14 protein-coding genes and 1 pseudogene are annotated in these 16,515 nt (G+C 70.7%); 6 read left to right on the forward strand and 9 right to left on the reverse strand.

Annotation, left to right across the window (positions count from 1 at the left end; all coding sequences use genetic code 11):
• Nucleotides 1–15 precede the first annotated feature (15 nt).
• Both HMPREF0975_RS09025 and HMPREF0975_RS09030 read right to left on the reverse strand, forming a co-directional pair.
• Entirely contained in the window at nt 16–1,410 is a 1,395-nt protein-coding gene (locus HMPREF0975_RS09025) for a class I SAM-dependent RNA methyltransferase (RefSeq protein WP_009233844.1), read from the reverse strand.
• Entirely contained in the window at nt 1,410–3,506 is a 2,097-nt protein-coding gene (locus HMPREF0975_RS09030) for an APC family permease (protein ID WP_009233845.1), read from the reverse strand. The genes HMPREF0975_RS09025 and HMPREF0975_RS09030 overlap by 1 nt, the downstream gene beginning before the upstream one ends.
• 91 nt (nt 3,507–3,597) lie before the next feature.
• Between HMPREF0975_RS09030 and HMPREF0975_RS09035 the strand changes: the two genes are divergently transcribed.
• Together HMPREF0975_RS09035 and HMPREF0975_RS09040 are read left to right on the forward strand one after the other, a co-directional pair.
• Complete coding sequence (locus HMPREF0975_RS09035; protein WP_009233846.1) at nt 3,598–4,221, forward strand: potassium channel family protein; 624 nt, start codon at nt 3,598–3,600, stop codon at nt 4,219–4,221.
• Nucleotides 4,222–4,224: 3 nt separating this feature from the next.
• Nucleotides 4,225–4,887 (forward strand): potassium channel family protein, encoded by a 663-nt coding sequence (locus tag HMPREF0975_RS09040; RefSeq protein WP_009233847.1) that lies wholly within the window; start codon nt 4,225–4,227, stop codon nt 4,885–4,887.
• Nucleotides 4,888–4,931: 44 nt separating this feature from the next.
• Here HMPREF0975_RS09040 and HMPREF0975_RS09045 read toward each other — a convergent pair whose 3' ends face one another.
• The 4 genes from HMPREF0975_RS09045 to HMPREF0975_RS09060 are packed head-to-tail and all read right to left on the reverse strand — an operon-like array spanning nt 4,932 to nt 7,169.
• Entirely contained in the window at nt 4,932–5,723 is a 792-nt protein-coding gene (locus HMPREF0975_RS09045) for a DUF3159 domain-containing protein (protein ID WP_009233848.1), read from the reverse strand.
• A 35-nt stretch (nt 5,724–5,758) separates the two neighbouring features.
• Nucleotides 5,759–6,136 (reverse strand): OB-fold nucleic acid binding domain-containing protein, encoded by a 378-nt coding sequence (locus tag HMPREF0975_RS09050; RefSeq protein ID WP_009233849.1) that lies wholly within the window; start codon nt 6,134–6,136, stop codon nt 5,759–5,761.
• The gene (locus HMPREF0975_RS09055; protein WP_009233850.1) at nt 6,137–6,835 is read right to left on the reverse strand and encodes a DUF3710 domain-containing protein; all 699 of its coding nucleotides are present in this window, start codon (nt 6,833–6,835) and stop codon (nt 6,137–6,139) included.
• Between the two features lie 28 nt (nt 6,836–6,863).
• On the reverse strand, nt 6,864–7,169 hold the full coding sequence (locus tag HMPREF0975_RS09060) for a DUF4193 domain-containing protein (RefSeq protein WP_004565030.1): 306 nt from the start codon (nt 7,167–7,169) through the stop codon (nt 6,864–6,866).
• Between the two features lie 338 nt (nt 7,170–7,507).
• Between HMPREF0975_RS09060 and HMPREF0975_RS17115 the strand changes: the two are divergent.
• Nucleotides 7,508–7,558, forward strand: a pseudogene (locus HMPREF0975_RS17115) (hypothetical protein); the annotation flags it as partial.
• A gap of 34 nt (nt 7,559–7,592) precedes the next feature.
• On the forward strand, nt 7,593–8,960 hold the full coding sequence (sepH, locus tag HMPREF0975_RS09065; RefSeq protein ID WP_009233851.1) for a septation protein SepH: 1,368 nt from the start codon (nt 7,593–7,595) through the stop codon (nt 8,958–8,960).
• A gap of 54 nt (nt 8,961–9,014) precedes the next feature.
• On the opposite strand, the gene HMPREF0975_RS09070 is transcribed toward sepH, so the two are convergent.
• Together HMPREF0975_RS09070 and HMPREF0975_RS09075 are read right to left on the reverse strand one after the other, a co-directional pair.
• Entirely contained in the window at nt 9,015–10,340 is a 1,326-nt protein-coding gene (locus HMPREF0975_RS09070) for an alkaline phosphatase family protein (protein ID WP_009233852.1), read from the reverse strand.
• Nucleotides 10,341–10,363: 23 nt separating this feature from the next.
• Nucleotides 10,364–10,984, reverse strand: a complete 621-nt coding sequence (locus HMPREF0975_RS09075; RefSeq protein ID WP_009233853.1) for a DUF5998 family protein — start codon at nt 10,982–10,984, stop codon at nt 10,364–10,366.
• A gap of 149 nt (nt 10,985–11,133) precedes the next feature.
• Between HMPREF0975_RS09075 and HMPREF0975_RS09080 the strand changes: the two genes are divergently transcribed.
• Nucleotides 11,134–13,689, forward strand: coding sequence for a DNA gyrase/topoisomerase IV subunit A (locus tag HMPREF0975_RS09080; protein WP_009233854.1), 2,556 nt, complete (start codon nt 11,134–11,136; stop codon nt 13,687–13,689).
• A gap of 65 nt (nt 13,690–13,754) precedes the next feature.
• Complete coding sequence (locus HMPREF0975_RS09085) at nt 13,755–15,398, forward strand: amidohydrolase (protein WP_009233855.1); 1,644 nt, start codon at nt 13,755–13,757, stop codon at nt 15,396–15,398.
• An 18-nt stretch (nt 15,399–15,416) separates the two neighbouring features.
• Here the strand turns inward: HMPREF0975_RS09085 and HMPREF0975_RS09090 are convergent, their stop codons facing one another.
• On the reverse strand, nt 15,417–16,469 hold the full coding sequence (locus tag HMPREF0975_RS09090; RefSeq protein ID WP_009233856.1) for a GNAT family N-acetyltransferase: 1,053 nt from the start codon (nt 16,467–16,469) through the stop codon (nt 15,417–15,419).
• Nucleotides 16,470–16,515 lie beyond the last annotated feature (46 nt).

Genomic DNA, 16,515 nt, shown 5'->3' on the forward strand with positions numbered 1-16,515 from the left:
CCCATCGCCATTGCCTCAGGTTCTGTCGAGCACCGCGATCGTCTCGAAGTGGTGCGTGTGCGGGAACATGTCCAGCGCGCTCAGGGAGCTCAGCACGTAGCCGGCATGCAGAAGGGTTCCCAGGTCCCTGGCCAGAGCCGCCGGGTCGCAGGCCACCAGAACGATGCGCTCTGCTCCCAGAGCGGCGACGGCCTCGATGACCTCGCGGCCGGCCCCCTGCCGCGGAGGATCGAGGACGACGACGTCGGGGCGGTCTCCGGTGAAGGAACCGGCGAGCTCGCGCACCGAGCGGGGGCTGACGCGCCCGGCGGCCAGGCGAGCAGCGGGGTGGTCGTGCAGAGTACGGCGGGCATCGCGGACGGCCTGCTCGTCGCCCTCCAGGGACAGGACCTGGCCGGCGCCACCCACCAGGGCCGCCAGGGGCAGGGTGAACAGGCCGGCCCCCGAGTAGAGCTCCAGGACGCGGCTACCCGCGGCGCGGTCGAGATCCTCCCCCAGGGCGGCGCGCACGACGCGCTCGACCAGGACCCGGGGGGCATCGACGTGCACCTGCCAGAAGCCCTCGGCGTGCACGGAGTAGGTCAGCTCCCCCAGCCCCAGGGCGGAGGCGTCCACGACCTCCTGGACGCGGCGACGCCCGGTGCTGCGCGCCTGGGCGGTCAGGAGCCGGTCGTCGAGCAGGACGACTGGCTCTCCACCGCTGGGGGCGACGGCCTCGATGCGCATACCGGGCCGGTAGTGGGCGCGCCAACGGGAGCGCTCCAGCAGACCGATCTCGGTGATGGCGGCCACGGCCAGGGGCAGACGGCGCAGGGGAAGGACCGTCCCGGAGCGGAAGGCGTGCATGCCCGGCTCGCCGTCGTCGGTGACCGTCAGGCTCACGCGGGTGCGGGTGGCGGTTCCTGCAAGGGCGCGCCGGCGGGCGCTGGTGGAGGCCTGGGCCTCGGCGTCGGTGGGCATCGGCTCGACCGGCACGGCGGCTCCGGATGCGGCCTCGGGCAGGGAGGCGACGGCGTCGGCCACTTCCTGACCGCCGATCCGGCGCAGGCAGTCGGCCAGGACCCAGCGCTTCCAGGTGCGCTGGGCGTCCAGGGCCACGTGGGCGAGCTCTCCCCCGCCCACGCCCGCAGGACCGGCCTCGGGCCAGACGGAGTCGACGCGGTCCGGGGATGCCTGGAGGATCTCGACGGCGTCGGCGCGCCAGGTCCGCGACGTCATCTCGGTCAGCCGGGCCCGCACGGTCTCCCCTGGCAGGGAGTGGCGCACGAAGATGACGCGGCCGCCCGGATCGTCCACGGGCCGGGCCACGCAATGCCCGCCGTGCGCCGGTGCCCCGACGGCCAGGGTGATCTCGCGGGGCCGCCCGCGGCTGGGGGCGGGCCGACCGGTCTGGTTGGGGTGCGGGGTCATCAGTTCTCCTGGCGGTCTGCGCCGACGTCACCGGTGCCGGAGCCGTTGAGGTGACTGAGGTGGCTGTCGACGTGACGGCGCATGGCGACATCGGCGTCGATGATGCCCTCGGCGGTGCGGGCGCGCACGCCGTGGTGGATGTGCCGCTGTCCGGGCAGTCCCAGCTGCCAGGGCACGGAGGCGACAACGACGCCCGGGGTGAACAGCAGGACGGTCTTGAGACGCAGGGCGGTCTGGTTGTGGAGGATCTGCTCCCACCAGTGGCGCACGATGTACTCGGGCAGGAAGACGACCACGAGGTCACGGGGGGACTCGCGGCGCACCGAGCGCACGTAATTGATGACCGGGCGGGTGATGTCCCGGTAGGGCGAGTCCAGAACCGTCAGGGGCACCGCGATGTCGGCCTCCTCCCAGGCGTCCAGGAGGCGCTCGGCGCCACCGTCCCCGGTATCCACTGTCAGCGCCTCCAGGGCGGTCGGGTGGGTCGACTGGGCGTAGGTCAGGGCCCGTAGCGTCGGCTGGTGGAGGCGAGAGGCCAGGACGATGGCGTGGACGTGGGCGGGCAGGACGCGGGCGTCGTGGAGGTCGGAGATGGCGACCTCCTCGCTGACTCGCCGGTAGTGGCGGCGGATCCGGTTCATCACCAGGTAGAGCAGCGCCATGATCGTCAAGGTGATCCAGGCTCCGCGGGTGAACTTGGTGAGCAGGACGATGACCAGGACCGTGCCGGTGCCCAGCACACCGATGGCGTTGATGATGCGAGCGCGGTGCATACGCGAGCGGGCCTTGGAGTCAGTGGCAATCGTCAGCTCGCGCGTCCAGTGGCGCACCATGCCCACCTGGGAGAGCGTGAAGGAGATGAACACGCCCACGATGTAGAGCTGGATGAGGCGGGTGGTGTTGGCCTCGAAGCCCACGAGGAAGGCCACGGCTCCCAGCCACAGGACGATGATGCCGTTGGAGAAGGCCAGACGGTCGCCGCGCTGGGAGAGCTGGCGGGGCAGGAACTCGTCGCGGGCCAGAACGCTGGCCAGGACCGGGAAGCCGTTGAAGGCGGTGTTGGCGGCCAGGACCAGGATGAGGCCGGTGACGGCGGCGACCAGGTAGAACATTGGCCGGAAGCCGGAGAAGACGGTGGCGGCGATCTGTCCGATCGCGGGATCCTGGTGGTAGGTGTCCCCGACCGGGACGCCGTTGCGCAGGAGCTGATGAGCCGGGTCCTCCACCATGCGCACGCCGACGGCGCCGGCCAGATGGATGACGCTCATGAGCATCAGGGCGGCGATCCCGCCCAGGAGCAGCAGTGTCGTGGCGGCGTTGCGGGACTTGGGGCGCTGGAAGCTGGGGACGCCGTTGGAGATCGCCTCCACGCCGGTCAGGGCCGCGCAGCCCGAGGAGAAGGCCCGCAGGACCAGGAAGCCTCCGGCCAGGCCGGTCAGCCCCTGCTCCCAGGCGGGGTAGGTGACGACGTCGAAACCAGCGGACTCGGCCTGTCCGAGTCTCCCGGTGAGCTCCTGAATGAAGCCGGCGACGGCCATGATGCCGATAACGCCCATGTACAGGTAGGTGGGGATGGCGAAGGCTCGCCCCGATTCCTTCGAACCGCGCATGTTGAGCACCGCCAGGACAGTGGCCACGGCGACGGCGATCTCCACCTTGTAGGGGGCCAGGGCGGGCAGGGCGGCCGCGAGGTAGGAGGTGCCGGAGGATACGGAGACCGCAACGGTCAGGACGTAGTCGCTCAGCAGGGCCGAGGCCACCAGGAGGCCGGCGTGGGAGCCGAGGTTGGCCGAGACCACCTCATAGTCGCCTCCGCCCGACGGGTAGGCGTGGACGGTCTGGCGGTAGGAGGCCACCACGACTGCCAGGACGCCGACAACGGCCAGAGCGACCCACGGGGACAGTGAGGTGGCGGCAACTCCGGCCACGGCCAGAGTGATGAGCACCTCATCTGGGGCGTAGCCCACGGAGGACAGGGCATCGGAGGCGAATACCGGTAGGGCGATTCTCTTGGGCAGGAGCGTCTCGCCCAGAGCCCCACTGGGGACGGGACGGCCGACGAGAAGCCGCTTGATGCGGTCTGCGAAGTCACGCACGTCTCCAGATGCTACGTCCGCAGGCCGAGAACGGAGTACCGTCCTCCTCGTGCACTTCGTCATCATGGGCTGTGGCCGCGTCGGAGCGTCCATGGCCGTTCAGCTCGACCGCATGGGGCACTCGGTGTCCGTCATCGACCGGTCCTCGGACTCATTCCGCCGTCTGCCCTCGGACTTCAACGGCCGCAAGGTCAAGGGCGTGGGTTTCGATCACGACGCCCTGGAGCAGGCCGGCATCGATGAGGCCTACGCCTTCGTCGCGGTGTCCAACGGGGACAATTCGAATATCGTCGCCGCGCGCGTAGCGCGGGAGAGCTTCGGGGTGGACAACGTCGTGGCCCGCATCTACGACTCGCGCCGGGCCGACGTCTATGAGCGCCTGGGTATCCCCACGGTCGCCACCGTGCGCCAGACGGCCGACCAGATGATGCGCCGAATCCTTCCCGGTTCCAGTGCCCGCGAGCTTGAGGATCCCTCGGGCATGGTCGCCCTCATCCAGCCCAGTGCCTCCCCGCAGTGGGTGGGTACGACTATCGGGGCCCTCGAGGACCGCCTGGGGGTGCGCGTCGCCTGGATCTCGCGCGATGCCACGGCCCTGCTGCCCGAGGCCGCCACCGTCATCCAGGAGCACGACCGCCTGCACCTCGCGGTGAGCACCGACCGCATCGGCCAGGTGCGCCGGGCCCTGTCGCACGCCCCGACCCAGGAGGCCTGAGCCATGCAGATCGTGATTGCCGGAGCCGGATCCGTGGGCCGTTCCATCGCCCGCGAGCTCATCAGCCACGGTCACGAGGTCACACTCGTCGACCGCTCCGCCGAGGCCATGTGCATCGCCTCTGTCCCCGAGGCAGACTGGCAGTTGGCGGATGCCTGCGACATCGAGGCGCTTGAGCGCGCCGGGGCCGAGACCTGCGACGTCATCGTGGCCGCCACCGGGGACGACAAGGCCAACCTGGTGATCTCCCTACTGGCCAAAACCGAGTACGGGGTGCCCCGCACCGTGGCCCGGATCAACAATCCCAAGAGCGAGTGGCTCTTCGACGAGACCTGGGGCGTGGACGTGGCCGTGTCGACGCCCCGCTTCATGACGGCCCTGGTGGAGGAGGCCGTCAGCGTGGGCAGCCTGGTGAGCATCTTCCACTTCCACCAGTCGGGCGCCTCCATGCACGAGCTGACCCTGCCGGAGGACTCACCGGTCGTCGGCGAGCTCGTCTCCGACATCGAGCTGCCGCCCCACACAGTGCTGGCGGCGATCCTGCGCGATTACCGCCCCATCACGCCCGATCGCGACGAGCGCTTCGAGCGCGGGGACGAGCTCATCTTCCTCACGGCGCGCGAGGGGGAGTCCAGCCTGAAGGAACTGCCCCTCATCTTCACGTGACCGTGCAGCCCTGAGCCGCGTTCACCGGACTCAGGGTGACAGGGCTACTGGTCAGTGCGATCAGTGCGCGCCTCGGCCCGGGCGATCCGGCCGGGGGCGACCAGGAGCCAGATGAACCACAGGGTCAGGGCGTACAGCGGCACGCCCAGGATGAGGCGGGCGGCGCCCAGGTAGGACACGGCCCGCTCGCCGGCCAGGTAAAGGGGCACCTCGACGACGAGCCGCAGGGCGAACATCAGCGTCAGAACCCAGGTGCCCGCGTGGTAGCGGAGTTTCACGTTGCGCAGGGCCGGGTCGGTGCGCCAGGCCGATGGGCGCGCGGCGGGATCATCGTCGGCGGTGGCGTCGGGGTCATCGATCGCTTCCGTCGCCTCAGACTCTTCTGGATTTCCGCTCCCGTCCGACTCGTCGGCGACCCGGTGCCACAGGGTCATGAGGGCGCCCACGACCGGCCAGCCGATGAGCAGGGAGACTAGGCAGGCGACCAGCCAGGCCGCGTTGATCATGAGTCCGGTGGCGTAGAAGTTGGAGGCCTCGCCGCTGCGCCAGGCCCACAGGGCCGAGATGAGCACCAAGACGATTCCACCCACGACCTGGGCCGGAGACTGGCGCTGGACCAGGCGGGCCGCGAGGCCGACGGCGCTGACGGCCAGGGAGGCGGCTAGGGCCATCACCAGGGCGGTGGGCCGCACCGCCATGACGAGGACGAACACGAGAGTGGGCACGACGGACTCGACGATGCCGCGCCATCCGCCCACGGCGGTCATGGCGTCGAAGCGCTCGGAGTCGATCGCGCCCAGTCCCGTGCGCGTAGTGTCAGCAGAACGGCTGCTCATTCGTAAGTCCTTCCCCGGAAACTCGCTGCCGGTCGCTATTGCCCCGGCCCCAGCAACTGATAAGCGGGGTTGTGGATCTGCAGGCGGTGGGTGCCGTCGGCGACTCGTCCCTCGGCCAGCAGGTGAATGCCCGGCTTGATGCCCGCGATGCGCCGTCGCCCCCACCACACCAGGTCGATGCTGCCAGTGCCGTCGTAGAGCTGCCCGACGAGAATCGGCTTGTCCTGACTGGAGCGGTAGGTAACCGCTTGCAGAACCCCCGAGACGCGAGCCCGCTGCCGCGAGGCCAGGGCCCCGATGGGATCAGTGCCCCGGCGGCTGGCGGAGCGCTCCTCGTCCTCGGCCTCGAGGTGCTCGCGGCTGGTGCGCAGCGACTGGACGAGCCGCTTCAGACGGACGGACAGCACCGGCATCTAACGCACTTCGGCGATGGTCGGACCGGGAGCGAGCGGGTCGATGCCGGGCAGGTCCTCGGCCTCGGGGCCAGCCGCGGCCCCAGGGGCGTGCAGAGGAAGAATCTCCCGGGGAGGACGGGCCTGACCGTCGCGAACGACGACGATGCCGCGCAGAACCTCCCGCAGGGCCTGGGCCGACTGCTCGGAGGAGGCGGCATGCCCCTGAAGGACGCCCCTTAGGAACCAGCGGGGCCCGTCGATGCCCAGGAAGCGGATCGTGCCGGTCGTCGTCTTGCCGTCGGGGCCGCGCATGGGTAGGTAGGCGACCAGCTCGGTACCGTGCTCCCCGTAGCTCTCCTCATAGCGAGCGCCACTTCCGGCGAGCTCATCGGCAATGTCGCCTCGCAGCTCGTCCCAGATACCGGCGGTGCGCGGTGCGGCGAAGACCCTCAGTTCGAGTGCCGAGCCTCCCAACGCGAGGACCACCGCGGTGATGGTGCCCTCGGGCCCCTGCTCCATGCGCAGCTGCATCCCGTCGACGGCCGGGATCCGCAGCGAGCCCAGATCGATGCGGGGCACCTCCTCCTGGTCCTCGGGCAGCTCGTGCAGGTCCCAGGGGCCAGAGGCCGTGGACTCGCTGGAGCCGTCGTCGGAGTCGAGGGCGGGCTCGTCGGTTTCGGTGGACGCGTCGTCACGGCGGCGCGAGAACAGTCCCATAGGGTTCTCCTGAGTTCGGGTGGGATCGTCAGCCGGCGCAGTCGGCGCACACCGGCAGGCCGGTCGCCTCGTCGACGAAGGCCAGCTGGCTGCGGTGGTGGACGAGGAAGCACTCCGAGCAGGTGAACTCGTCCTCGAGCTGGGGAACGACGTGAACGCTCAGCTCCTCGCGAGACAGGTCCGCCCCGGGAAGCTCGAAACCCTCGGCGGCCTCATTCTCGTCCTCCTCGATCGCGGCGGAGGACTGGTCCTTCTGCCGCGAGGTCAGCTCCTCGATGGAATCGGCCTCGGGCTCGTCATCATTCTTGCGCGGGGCGTCGTAGTCGGTCGCCATGGCCTCGTCACTCTTTTCTGTCGACGGCTCTCGGGTGGCCTCCGGGGACGGCGGTCGAGCCGTGCAGGCACATTGGCGTCGTGACGACGACCGGCGCATCCGTCCCGGAAGGCACGCGCACAATAGCACCGACAGGCGGCCCGTCAAGCCAAATCGCCCAATGAAAGAGCACAGTTCGCTTGCAGTGCGCTCCACCCGAGGGTATTCACGAGGGTATTCACACGTGCTTCACATGTGGCACACCGCTGCGCCTCCCACGGCTTGACGTCTGCGGGTGGCAGGCTGTGAGTCGTAGTGGAGCATATCGTGCTGACATCGGGATGAAGGAGGCCCCACCCATGGTCGAACTCGAGCTGCTGGGTGCCAACGGTGACACGATTGTCATGACAGACGAAGACGGCGAGCGTTACAGCATCGTCGTCGATGACGCCCTCAGGGCTGCGGTACGCCGTGACCGCGGCGCAATCGTGCCCCCAGTCGGGGACGACCACCGAAGGACCGGCGCCCCTGCGCCCCCGCCAGCTCCAGGCGTACATGCGCGCCGGCGCCACCGCGGCCGAGGTCGCGATCAGCACGGGCATGGACGTGGAGCACGTGCGCCGTTTCGAGGGGCCGGTGCTCGCGGAGCGCCAGTGGGCCGTCTCGCAGGCCCAGTCCTGCCGTATCGGCTGGGAGAAGGACTCCCCCCTGCTCGGCGAGCTGGTCGTGGACCGGCTGGCCACCCGGGGCGTCGACCCCTCCAGCCTTGAGTGGGATGCGTTGCGCGAGGGCCGCGACCCCTGGCTCATCATGGTGACCTTCGTGCAGTCCGCCGAGGAGAAGCAGGCCCGATGGTCGCTGGACCTGACGGCCCGCGCGGTTCACGCCCTGGACGACGAGGCGCGCTGGCTCACGGAGGCGGGGGCGAGCTCGAGGCGCCCAGCGGTCTTCGACCAGGACTCGAAGGCGCCCGGAGCCTCGGCCACCGCGCCGTCGGCCCAGTCGGGGCGCTCCCCCGCTACCGCCGGTTCGCCCGGCACCGGCGCGATCTCGGCCGTCTCCGCTCCAGGCGCCGCCTCCGGCGAGTCGACCGGCTTGGCCGTCGAAATGCCCGCCGGGATGCTTCCGGTACGGGAGTACGCCCGTCCCACCGGCGGGGCGATGTCGGCGGACGACACCGATGCACTGCTGGCCGATCTGGCCTCCAGCCGGGGCCGGCGCGTAGAGGTCGAGATTCCCCACGATGATGACCTGGGTGGTCTCCCGGGGCAGGGTCCCGGCAATGATGACGCCTTCACCGACCCTCACGGCATCGACTACATCAGCAGTCCGGACAGCCCTGAAGTCCCCTCGCCCCCGAATAGGGGGATCGAGGAGCGCCACACCCAGACCCGCGCCAGGTCGGCCGATGATCCCCTCGAGCAGGCCGCGGGCCTGAACGCACAGGTCTACTCCATGTCGGAGCGCCGGCGTCTGCACACCGGCAACCATCCGGCCGGGACCAGGTTGGTAACGGCCTCCAGTGCTCCCTCGGCGGCGCCGTCGGCCCCGAGCCCCGCCCTCGGACGTGTACCGGTGGGCAGCCAGGCCCCGGTGGGAGCCGACAGCCCCACCGAGCCGGTGCCGGAGATTCCCATGCCCTCGCGCTCGGAGGTCATGGCCAAGGCCGCCCCAGGCCCGTCGACCGCGGGCGCCCAGGAGACACTGCCCGACATGCCCAGGACGGTTCCAGCCAAGAAGAAGTCGCGTCGCCGCTCGCGCCGCTCCGTCCCCTCCTGGGACGAGATCGTCTTCGGCGCCAGGCCCGAGTAGCTAAGCGACCGGGCCTCTCAGGATCTCTCGGGGCCTCTCGGAACGCCCGGGCCTTCAGGCCTCGGTGACGAGCAGCGGCACTTCGGTCTCGGCCGGTGTGAAGGAGCCGTGGACGCCGGGCATGGCGATTGCGGCCTCGGAGTGGACCCGGGGATCCACGAGCACCCAGGTGGAGGCCATCGCCACGACGACGTCGCCGACGACGCCGAGCGCCCGTGGGCTGAGAGTCCCCAGGTGCTCAGCGGCCTGTTCGCGGGTTCCGATCCACGCCGCCCGTTCCCCCAGGACGTGGCGGTACCGGTGCGCCACCTCGGCGGCCAGGTCCACGTCGCCCCCGGCGACGTGCAGGTGCGTCAGGCGGGGCTCACCGGCGACGGCGACGACGTCGCGCACGAGCTCGCGGTGGGCGCTCAGGTCGATGCGATGGTCGGCGTCGGTATCGACCATCCCGTGGTCGGCGCTCAGGATGATCCGGGTGCCGGCGGGGACCCGACGGATCAGCTCAGCCATGGCGGCGTCGAGGCGTTCGAGCTGGGCCAGCCACTGCGGACTGAGCCAGCCGTGCCTGTGGCCGGTTTTGTCCAGCTCGCCGACGTAGAGGTAGACCAGGGGCGTGCCGCGGCGCAGAGCGCCCGCCGCCAGACCGGGCCGGTCCTCCAGGCGATCGGCACCCAGGTGCTCGGCGCCCCGCAGGGCCGCCTCGGTCAGGCCGGAGCCGGCGAAACGCGCAGGCCCGATGCTCACCGCGCTCCCTGCGGGGACGCGCTCGAAGATCGTGGGAATGTCCTGCCAGGCCCGGGGACTGGGGGCGTCATCGCCCTGCCAGGTGATGAGGCTGAGGACCTGGGCGGGGCTGGGCGCGGTAGAGGCGGGAAGAGCGGGTCCCAGGCGGGGGTTGAGCACCGAGTAGCCGACCATCCCGGTGGTGCCGGGCAGGGCCGAGGTCCCCAACATGGTCAGGGCCGCGGCCGTCGTCGAGGGACGGCAGGTGAGGATTCCCTCGTCGCCACCACCCGCACCCTGATAGCCCCGCTCCGGCCATCGGCGCAGAGTGGGGGTGTGCCCGCGCCGTTGATGGAGCATCTCCAGACCCAGCCCGTCCACGAGGACGACGACGGTTCCTGGACCACCGGCGGGGGTCTCACCGGGCCTCCCGGTCGGCTCGATCCCCCAGCTGCGGGCGATGTGACGGGCCCGGGCGTCGGTGACGACTGAATCGGCAACTGAGCCGAGGACTGCTTCGCCGCCGTTGCCGGTATCACTGAGGGACAGCCCGGCGCTGACGGCACCGACCGCCAGGACGTAGCGGAGTGCCGGATCCTGCGGGTGGTTCGGGACGGGAGTCGGAACAGGATCCTCGGCATCATCCTCGGCGAGCATCTGAGGCCTCATCGCGGGTCCCGTCACGCCGAGGCGGCGCGGGCCGTCATCTGCGAGAGCCGGCCGGCGAAGGCCTCGGCCCGGGCCAAGGCGGAGGCCCCTTCGACGCCCGCGGCCACGCGGATGACGATGTCGTCGGGGACGGAGACGCCGGTCATGCCGTGATCGGCCTGGCAGTCGGGGTCGCCGCAGGTGGCGGGCTCTATGTCGATGCGTCGCACCGAGCCCCAGGAGATCGCGATCGTCATCTCGGTCAGGGTGCCGCCGCCCCTGGCAGGATCGGAGACGCCGCGGGTCAGAGCCATGGAACGGATGCGACTGAGGGGGACGGCCTCGCTGGTGGCCAGGGCGCCGGGGCCGCCGTCGTCGCGGGGGGCGTCATCGACGTGGACGATGATGAGGCGGGTGGAGGTCAGGGACAGAACGGTCAGGTGCCGGTGGACGGCCTCGGCGAAGGTGGTCTCGGCCTGGACCATGCCGGAGACGATCTCCTCCTCGCCCGCAGCCAGTCGGAGGGTGTCGAGCACCAGGTCGGGGTAGTAGCCGGCGAGCTCGACCTGCTGCGCCAGCTCGGCGGCCGCGTCCTGGGGTTCCTCGGAGGGGACCGGGCCTGCAGCCGAGTTCTGGCGTGAGTGGGTCGTCATGGGCGCCATTGTGCCATCGTCTGGGCCATCGTCGTCGAGCGCCGGCGGCCCCGTTCAAAGCCCGCCGATCGCTGTCAGCGGGCGCGTCTGACCTGTCACGCCCGGGTGTCGTGGTTTGTTTTCGGCCCGATTCCCCGGACAATGCGCCCATGCCGAAGTCTGCCTCCACCCAGACTCCTCCCCCGACCGACGGGGAGATCGTCGACCTCGACCTGTCCACGGAGATGCGTACCAGCTTCCTGGAGTACGCCTATTCCGTCATCTACGCGCGCGCCTTGCCGGACGCGCGCGACGGGCTTAAGCCGGTTCAGCGCCGCATCCTGTTCCAGATGGACCGCATGGGCCTGCGCCCGGACCGTCCGCACGTGAAGTCCTCGCGGGTGGTGGGCGACGTCATGGGACGCCTCCACCCCCACGGCGACACCGCGATCTACGAGGCGCTGGTGCGTCTGGCTCAGCCCTTCACGATGCGGTTGCCGCTCATCGATGGGCACGGCAACTTCGGTTCCCTGGACGATGGTCCGGCGGCTCCCCGTTACACCGAGGCGCGCCTGGCCGCGCCGGCGTTGGCGCTGACGGCGGACCTGGACGAGGACACGGTCGACTTCACCCCCAACTACGACTACACGCTCACCGAGCCCGAGGTCCTTCCCGCGGCCTTCCCGAACCTGCTGGTCAACGGCGCGGCTGGTATCGCGGTGGGCATGGCCACGAATATGCCGCCGCACAACCTGGTGGAGGTCGTGGCGGCCGCCCGGCACCTGCTGACCCACCCCGAGGCGAGCCTGGAGGACCTCATGGCCTTCGTGCCGGGGCCGGATCTGCCGGCCGGCGGCATGATCGTGGGCCTGGACGGGATCCGGGAGGCCTACCGGACGGGGCGCGGCAAGTTCCTGACGCGGGCCACCGCCCACGTGGAGTCCGTCTCGCCGCGCCGCAAGGGCATCGTGGTCACCGAGCTGCCCTACATGGTGGGGCCTGAGAAGATCATCGCCCGGATCAAGGAGGCGGTGGGCTCCAAGAAGCTCCAAGGCATCACCGACGTCGCCGACCTCACCGACCGCAGGCACGGCACCCGCCTGGTCATCAGCGTCAAGAACGGCTATAACCCCGAGGCCGTTCTGGCCCAGCTCTACAAGCACACGCCGCTGGAGGACTCCTTCGGCATCAACAACGTCTCCCTCGTGGACGGCCAACCCCACACCCTGGGGCTGCGCGAGCTGCTGGAGGTGTTCGTGCGCCACCGCCTCACGGTGGTCACACGGCGCACCCGGTTCCGCCTGGGCAAACGCCGCGAGCGCGCTCACCTAGTGGACGGCCTGCTCATCGCCATCCTCGACATCGATGAGGTCATCGCCGTCATCCGTTCCTCCGACGACGCGGCCACGGCGCGCACTCGGCTCATGCAGGTCTTCGACCTCACCGAGCCGCAGGCGAGCTACATCCTTGAGCTGCAGCTGCGTCGGCTCACGAAGTTCTCGGTCATCGAGCTGGAAAAGGAGCGCGACGAGCTGGCCCGGGAGATCGAGGCCCTGGAGGCGATCCTGGCCGACGACGTCCTGCTGCGACGCGTAGTCTCCCGTGAGCTGGCGGCCGTGGCCGAACAGTTCGGCACCCCGCGGCGCACGGTGCTGGTGGAGGCCTCCGGTGAGCGCGTGACATCGTCGGCGGGCAGCGCTGCAACCCCGGACGACGCCTCGGTATCCGCTGACTCCGGCGGGACGGCGCGGCGGGCCGGGGCGTCCGTGGAACCGATGACGCTCATGCCGAGCTCGTCGCCGGTTCCGCTGACCGTTCCCGACGACCCGTGCCGGGTCATGCTATCGGCGACCGGTCTGGTGGCGCGCACCCCCGGCGCCGAGCCGGTCGCCCGCATCGGCGGGCGCAGGCCCCACGACGCGCTGACCTCCCAGGTGGCCACCACGGCGCGGGGGCGTATCGGCGCGGTCACCGACACCGGACGGCTGGTGCTGCTCGACGTCGTCTCCACCACGGAGGTGCCCCGCGCCGAGGACGCCCCGGGCCTGGCCGGCGCGACCCCAGCCCGCCAGCTGGTGGATATCGATCCCGAGGAGAAAGTGGTGGGTCTGGTCCCGGTGGGCCCGGCCGTCCACTCGCCGATCGTCCTGGCCACGGTGGGCGGCGTCATCAAACGGGTCAAGCCCGGTGATGAGCCCAGGAACGCCGAGGCCTGGGAGGTCATCTCCCTGTCCGGCGGGGACCGGGTGGTCTTCGCGGGCACCGCGGCGGACACGGATTTCCTGGCCCTGGTGACCTCCGATGCCCAGCTGCTGCGGTTCCAGGCCACCAAGGTGCGCCCGCAGGGACGGGGTGCAGGCGGCATGGCGGGGATCTCGCTGCGCGAGGGCGCCCGGGTCATCGCCGGTGCGGCGGTTCCCGAGGAGCTCCTGGCCGAGGCCGTGGTGGTAACGGTGGCCGGGTCCGAAGACTCGCTTCCGGGCACCGGCGGCGGCAGTGTCAAGGTCACGCCGCTGGACCGATACCCGGCCAAGGGCCGGGCCACGGGTGGGGTGCGCTCCCACCGCTTCCTCCGCGGTGAGGACGAGCTGGTGACCGCCTGGGTGGGTGTGGCACCGGCGCGGGCCCTGAGCGAGGACGGCAAGCCGGTCGCGCTGCCGCAGGCCGATGAGCGGCGTGACGGCTCCGGTTCGCCACTGCCAGCCCCCATCGTCGGAATCGGCTGATCGCGATGCCGACCAGGTCTTCCTGAAACTGCGCGTATGCAGGCCGGATGTGCCTAGAGTGGCTTATGGTCGATCTACCATCCGCAGACCTGCTGATCAGGGACGCGCGCATCGTCCCCTTCCGCTCCCGCACCGAGTTGGGCGCGCTGCGCCGTGACGGTTCGGGCCCGGGCTCCCTGGATACGCCGCCCTGCCCGGGTGAGCCGGGCGACGTGCACGTGGCAGGTGGCCGCGTCGTCGAGGTGGGGCGGGGTCTCCGAGCGCCCGGGGCGCAGGTGCTGGATGCGGGTGGGGCCTTTCTCATCCCCGGCCTGTGGGACGCGCACGCCCATCTGGACATGGAGGCGGCGCGTTCGGCGCGCATCGATACGCTGGCCACCCGTAGCGCCGAGGAGGCGCTGGAACTGGTGGCCAAGGGGCTGCGGGACCTGCCGACCGGCGCCGAGCCAGTCACGATCCAGGGTTTCGGGCACCGCCTGTCCAACTGGCCCCGGGTTCCCACCGTCGCCGAGCTCGACGCCGTCACCGGGGAGATTCCCACCCTGCTCATCTCCGGGGACGTGCACTCCGGGTGGCTGAACTCCGCGGCGCTGCGCGTCTTCGGCCTGCCGGGGGCCAGTGCCCAGGATCTGGGGGCGCCGCTCAAGGAGGATCCGTGGTTCGCCCTGCTGGACCGGCTCGATGAGGTTCCGGGGACACGTGAGCTGCGGGAATCCGGCTATCGGCAGGTCCTGGCCGACATGCTGGCCCGGGGCGTGACCGGCGTGGTCGACATGAGCTGGTCGGAGGACCCCGGCGACTGGCCGCGGCGCCTACAGACCATGGCGGCCCAGGGCGTTCTTCCTGAGGTGCTGCCCCGTATCCGTATCGGGGTCTACCGCGACAAGCTGGAACGCTGGATCGTCAAGGGCCTGCGCACGGGGACCGAACTGGCCGGCTCACCGCACCTGCCCGATGGCTCCGCGGTGCTGGTTCAGGGGCCGCTCAAGGTGATCGCCGACGGATCGATGGGCTCGGGCAGCGCGCATATGTGCGAGCCCTACCCGACCGAGCTGGGCCTGGAGCACGCCTGCGGCGTGGTCAATATCGACCGGGCCGAGCTCACCGACCTCATGGCCCGGGCCGCCCAACAGGGTTATGAGATGGCTATCCACGCCATCGGGGACGCGGCCGTCGACGACGTCGCCGCCGCCTTCGCACTCTCCGGAGCCGCCGGGCGCCTGGAGCACGCCCAACTGCTGCCCGCCGACGCCCTCGATGAACCCGATGGGGCCCTCAGGCGCCTCGTGGCGTGCGGCGTCGAGCTGTCGGTTCAACCAGCCCACCTCATCGACGACTGGGCGGCCGTGAGCCGGGTGTGGCCGGAGCTAGAGGGACGCACCTACGCGTTCGCGGACATGGTGGCCGGCGGGGCACTGCTGCAACTGGGATCGGATGCGCCGGTGGCACCACTGGACCCGTGGTTGGCCATGTCTGCGGCGGTAGGGCGCAAGACCCCGGACGGCTCAGTGTGGTCACCGGATCAACGACTCACAGCCGAGGAGGCCCTGGCGGCCAGCGTGAACGGGGCCGGACCGGTGGCGGTGGGCTGCCCGGCCGACCTGGTGCTCCTGGCAGAGGATCCCCTGCGCCTCGGAGCCGAGGAACTGGCCCGGGTACGTCCCCTGGCCACGATCGTGGCCGGCGCGGTGGCCCATCAGCGCATCTGAACCGCCCGGGCGGCCTGCTCAGACGTCGAGGGCGTAGAGGATGGTGCCGCGGGTGGGCACGTAGCCCAGGGACTCGTACAGGTCCACGGCGCCGTTGGGGTTGTCGGTGTCGACGCCGGCGGCGGCGTATTCCATGCCGTCAGCCGCGTAGGCGCGCATGGCGGCCACGAGCAGTGCGGGCCCAATCCGGCGGTGGCGGTAGTCGCTTAAGACCCCGAGCACGTCGGTGTATCCCTCGCGCCAGCCCAGGGCTTCCCAGTCCTGCTCGTAGCGGCCCGAGCGCAGGTATCCGGCCACGCGGGCCCGGTCACCGGAGCGGTCCATGGCCACGAAGCTCCACTGGGGGGCGAAGTAGGCGCTACCGGCGGTCCAGTCCTCGGGGGTGATGTTCTCGGCCTTCCAGGTCTCGGCCATGGCCTGGTCGTAGGCGCGCCGGACGTCGCCGTCGATCTCGGGAGTCCAAGGGTCGATGGTGATGAACCCATCCAAGTCCACCTCGGGGATCTCATCGCCGAGGAAACGGCGCACCTCGCGGTACCAGCGCATCGGCTCGAACCCCATGTCCTTGAGATGGCCCTGCATGCGCTCGTCGTCCTCCAAGACGGTGGTGACCACGTGCGCGGGAACCTGGGTCGAGCCTCTGCCCGGGACGAAACCGGCCCGCTCGGCGCCCACGAGATGGCGGGCCCGTTCGGCCTGCCAGTGCAGGAGGGCACGGCCGATGCCGCGCTTGCGCACGGCGGGGTCCACGGTGCCGGTCATGGAGGCGTAGATCTCTCCGGCGGGCCGCAACCGCACCAGGCCGAAGGCGCGCATGACGCCGTCGGCGTCGCGGCCTGCGACCCCGGAGTAGGTGGGGTCGATGAAATACTCGGCCGTCTCCTGCTCGCTGGTGCGGTAGGGAGGGTTGTCGACGGCCTCGGCCCGAGCGATGAGCTCGGCCAGCTCGTGGTTGTCCTCGGGGCCCAGAGGGCGCCAGGACAGCTCGCGCGACAGGGCCGAACGGGGCCCAGGGCGCAGGATGGGCCACGGCGAAGAGCCGGCCCGGCGGATGCCGTAACCAGGCGCCATGGTGCACCTCCCTCATGAGTGCGGAACGAGTAGGAACCGGTAGGAA

Origin of the sequence: Actinomyces sp. oral taxon 849 str. F0330, assembly GCF_000239715.1 — a bacterium.
Taxonomy (GTDB): Bacteria; Actinomycetota; Actinomycetes; order Actinomycetales; family Actinomycetaceae; genus Actinomyces; species Actinomyces johnsonii.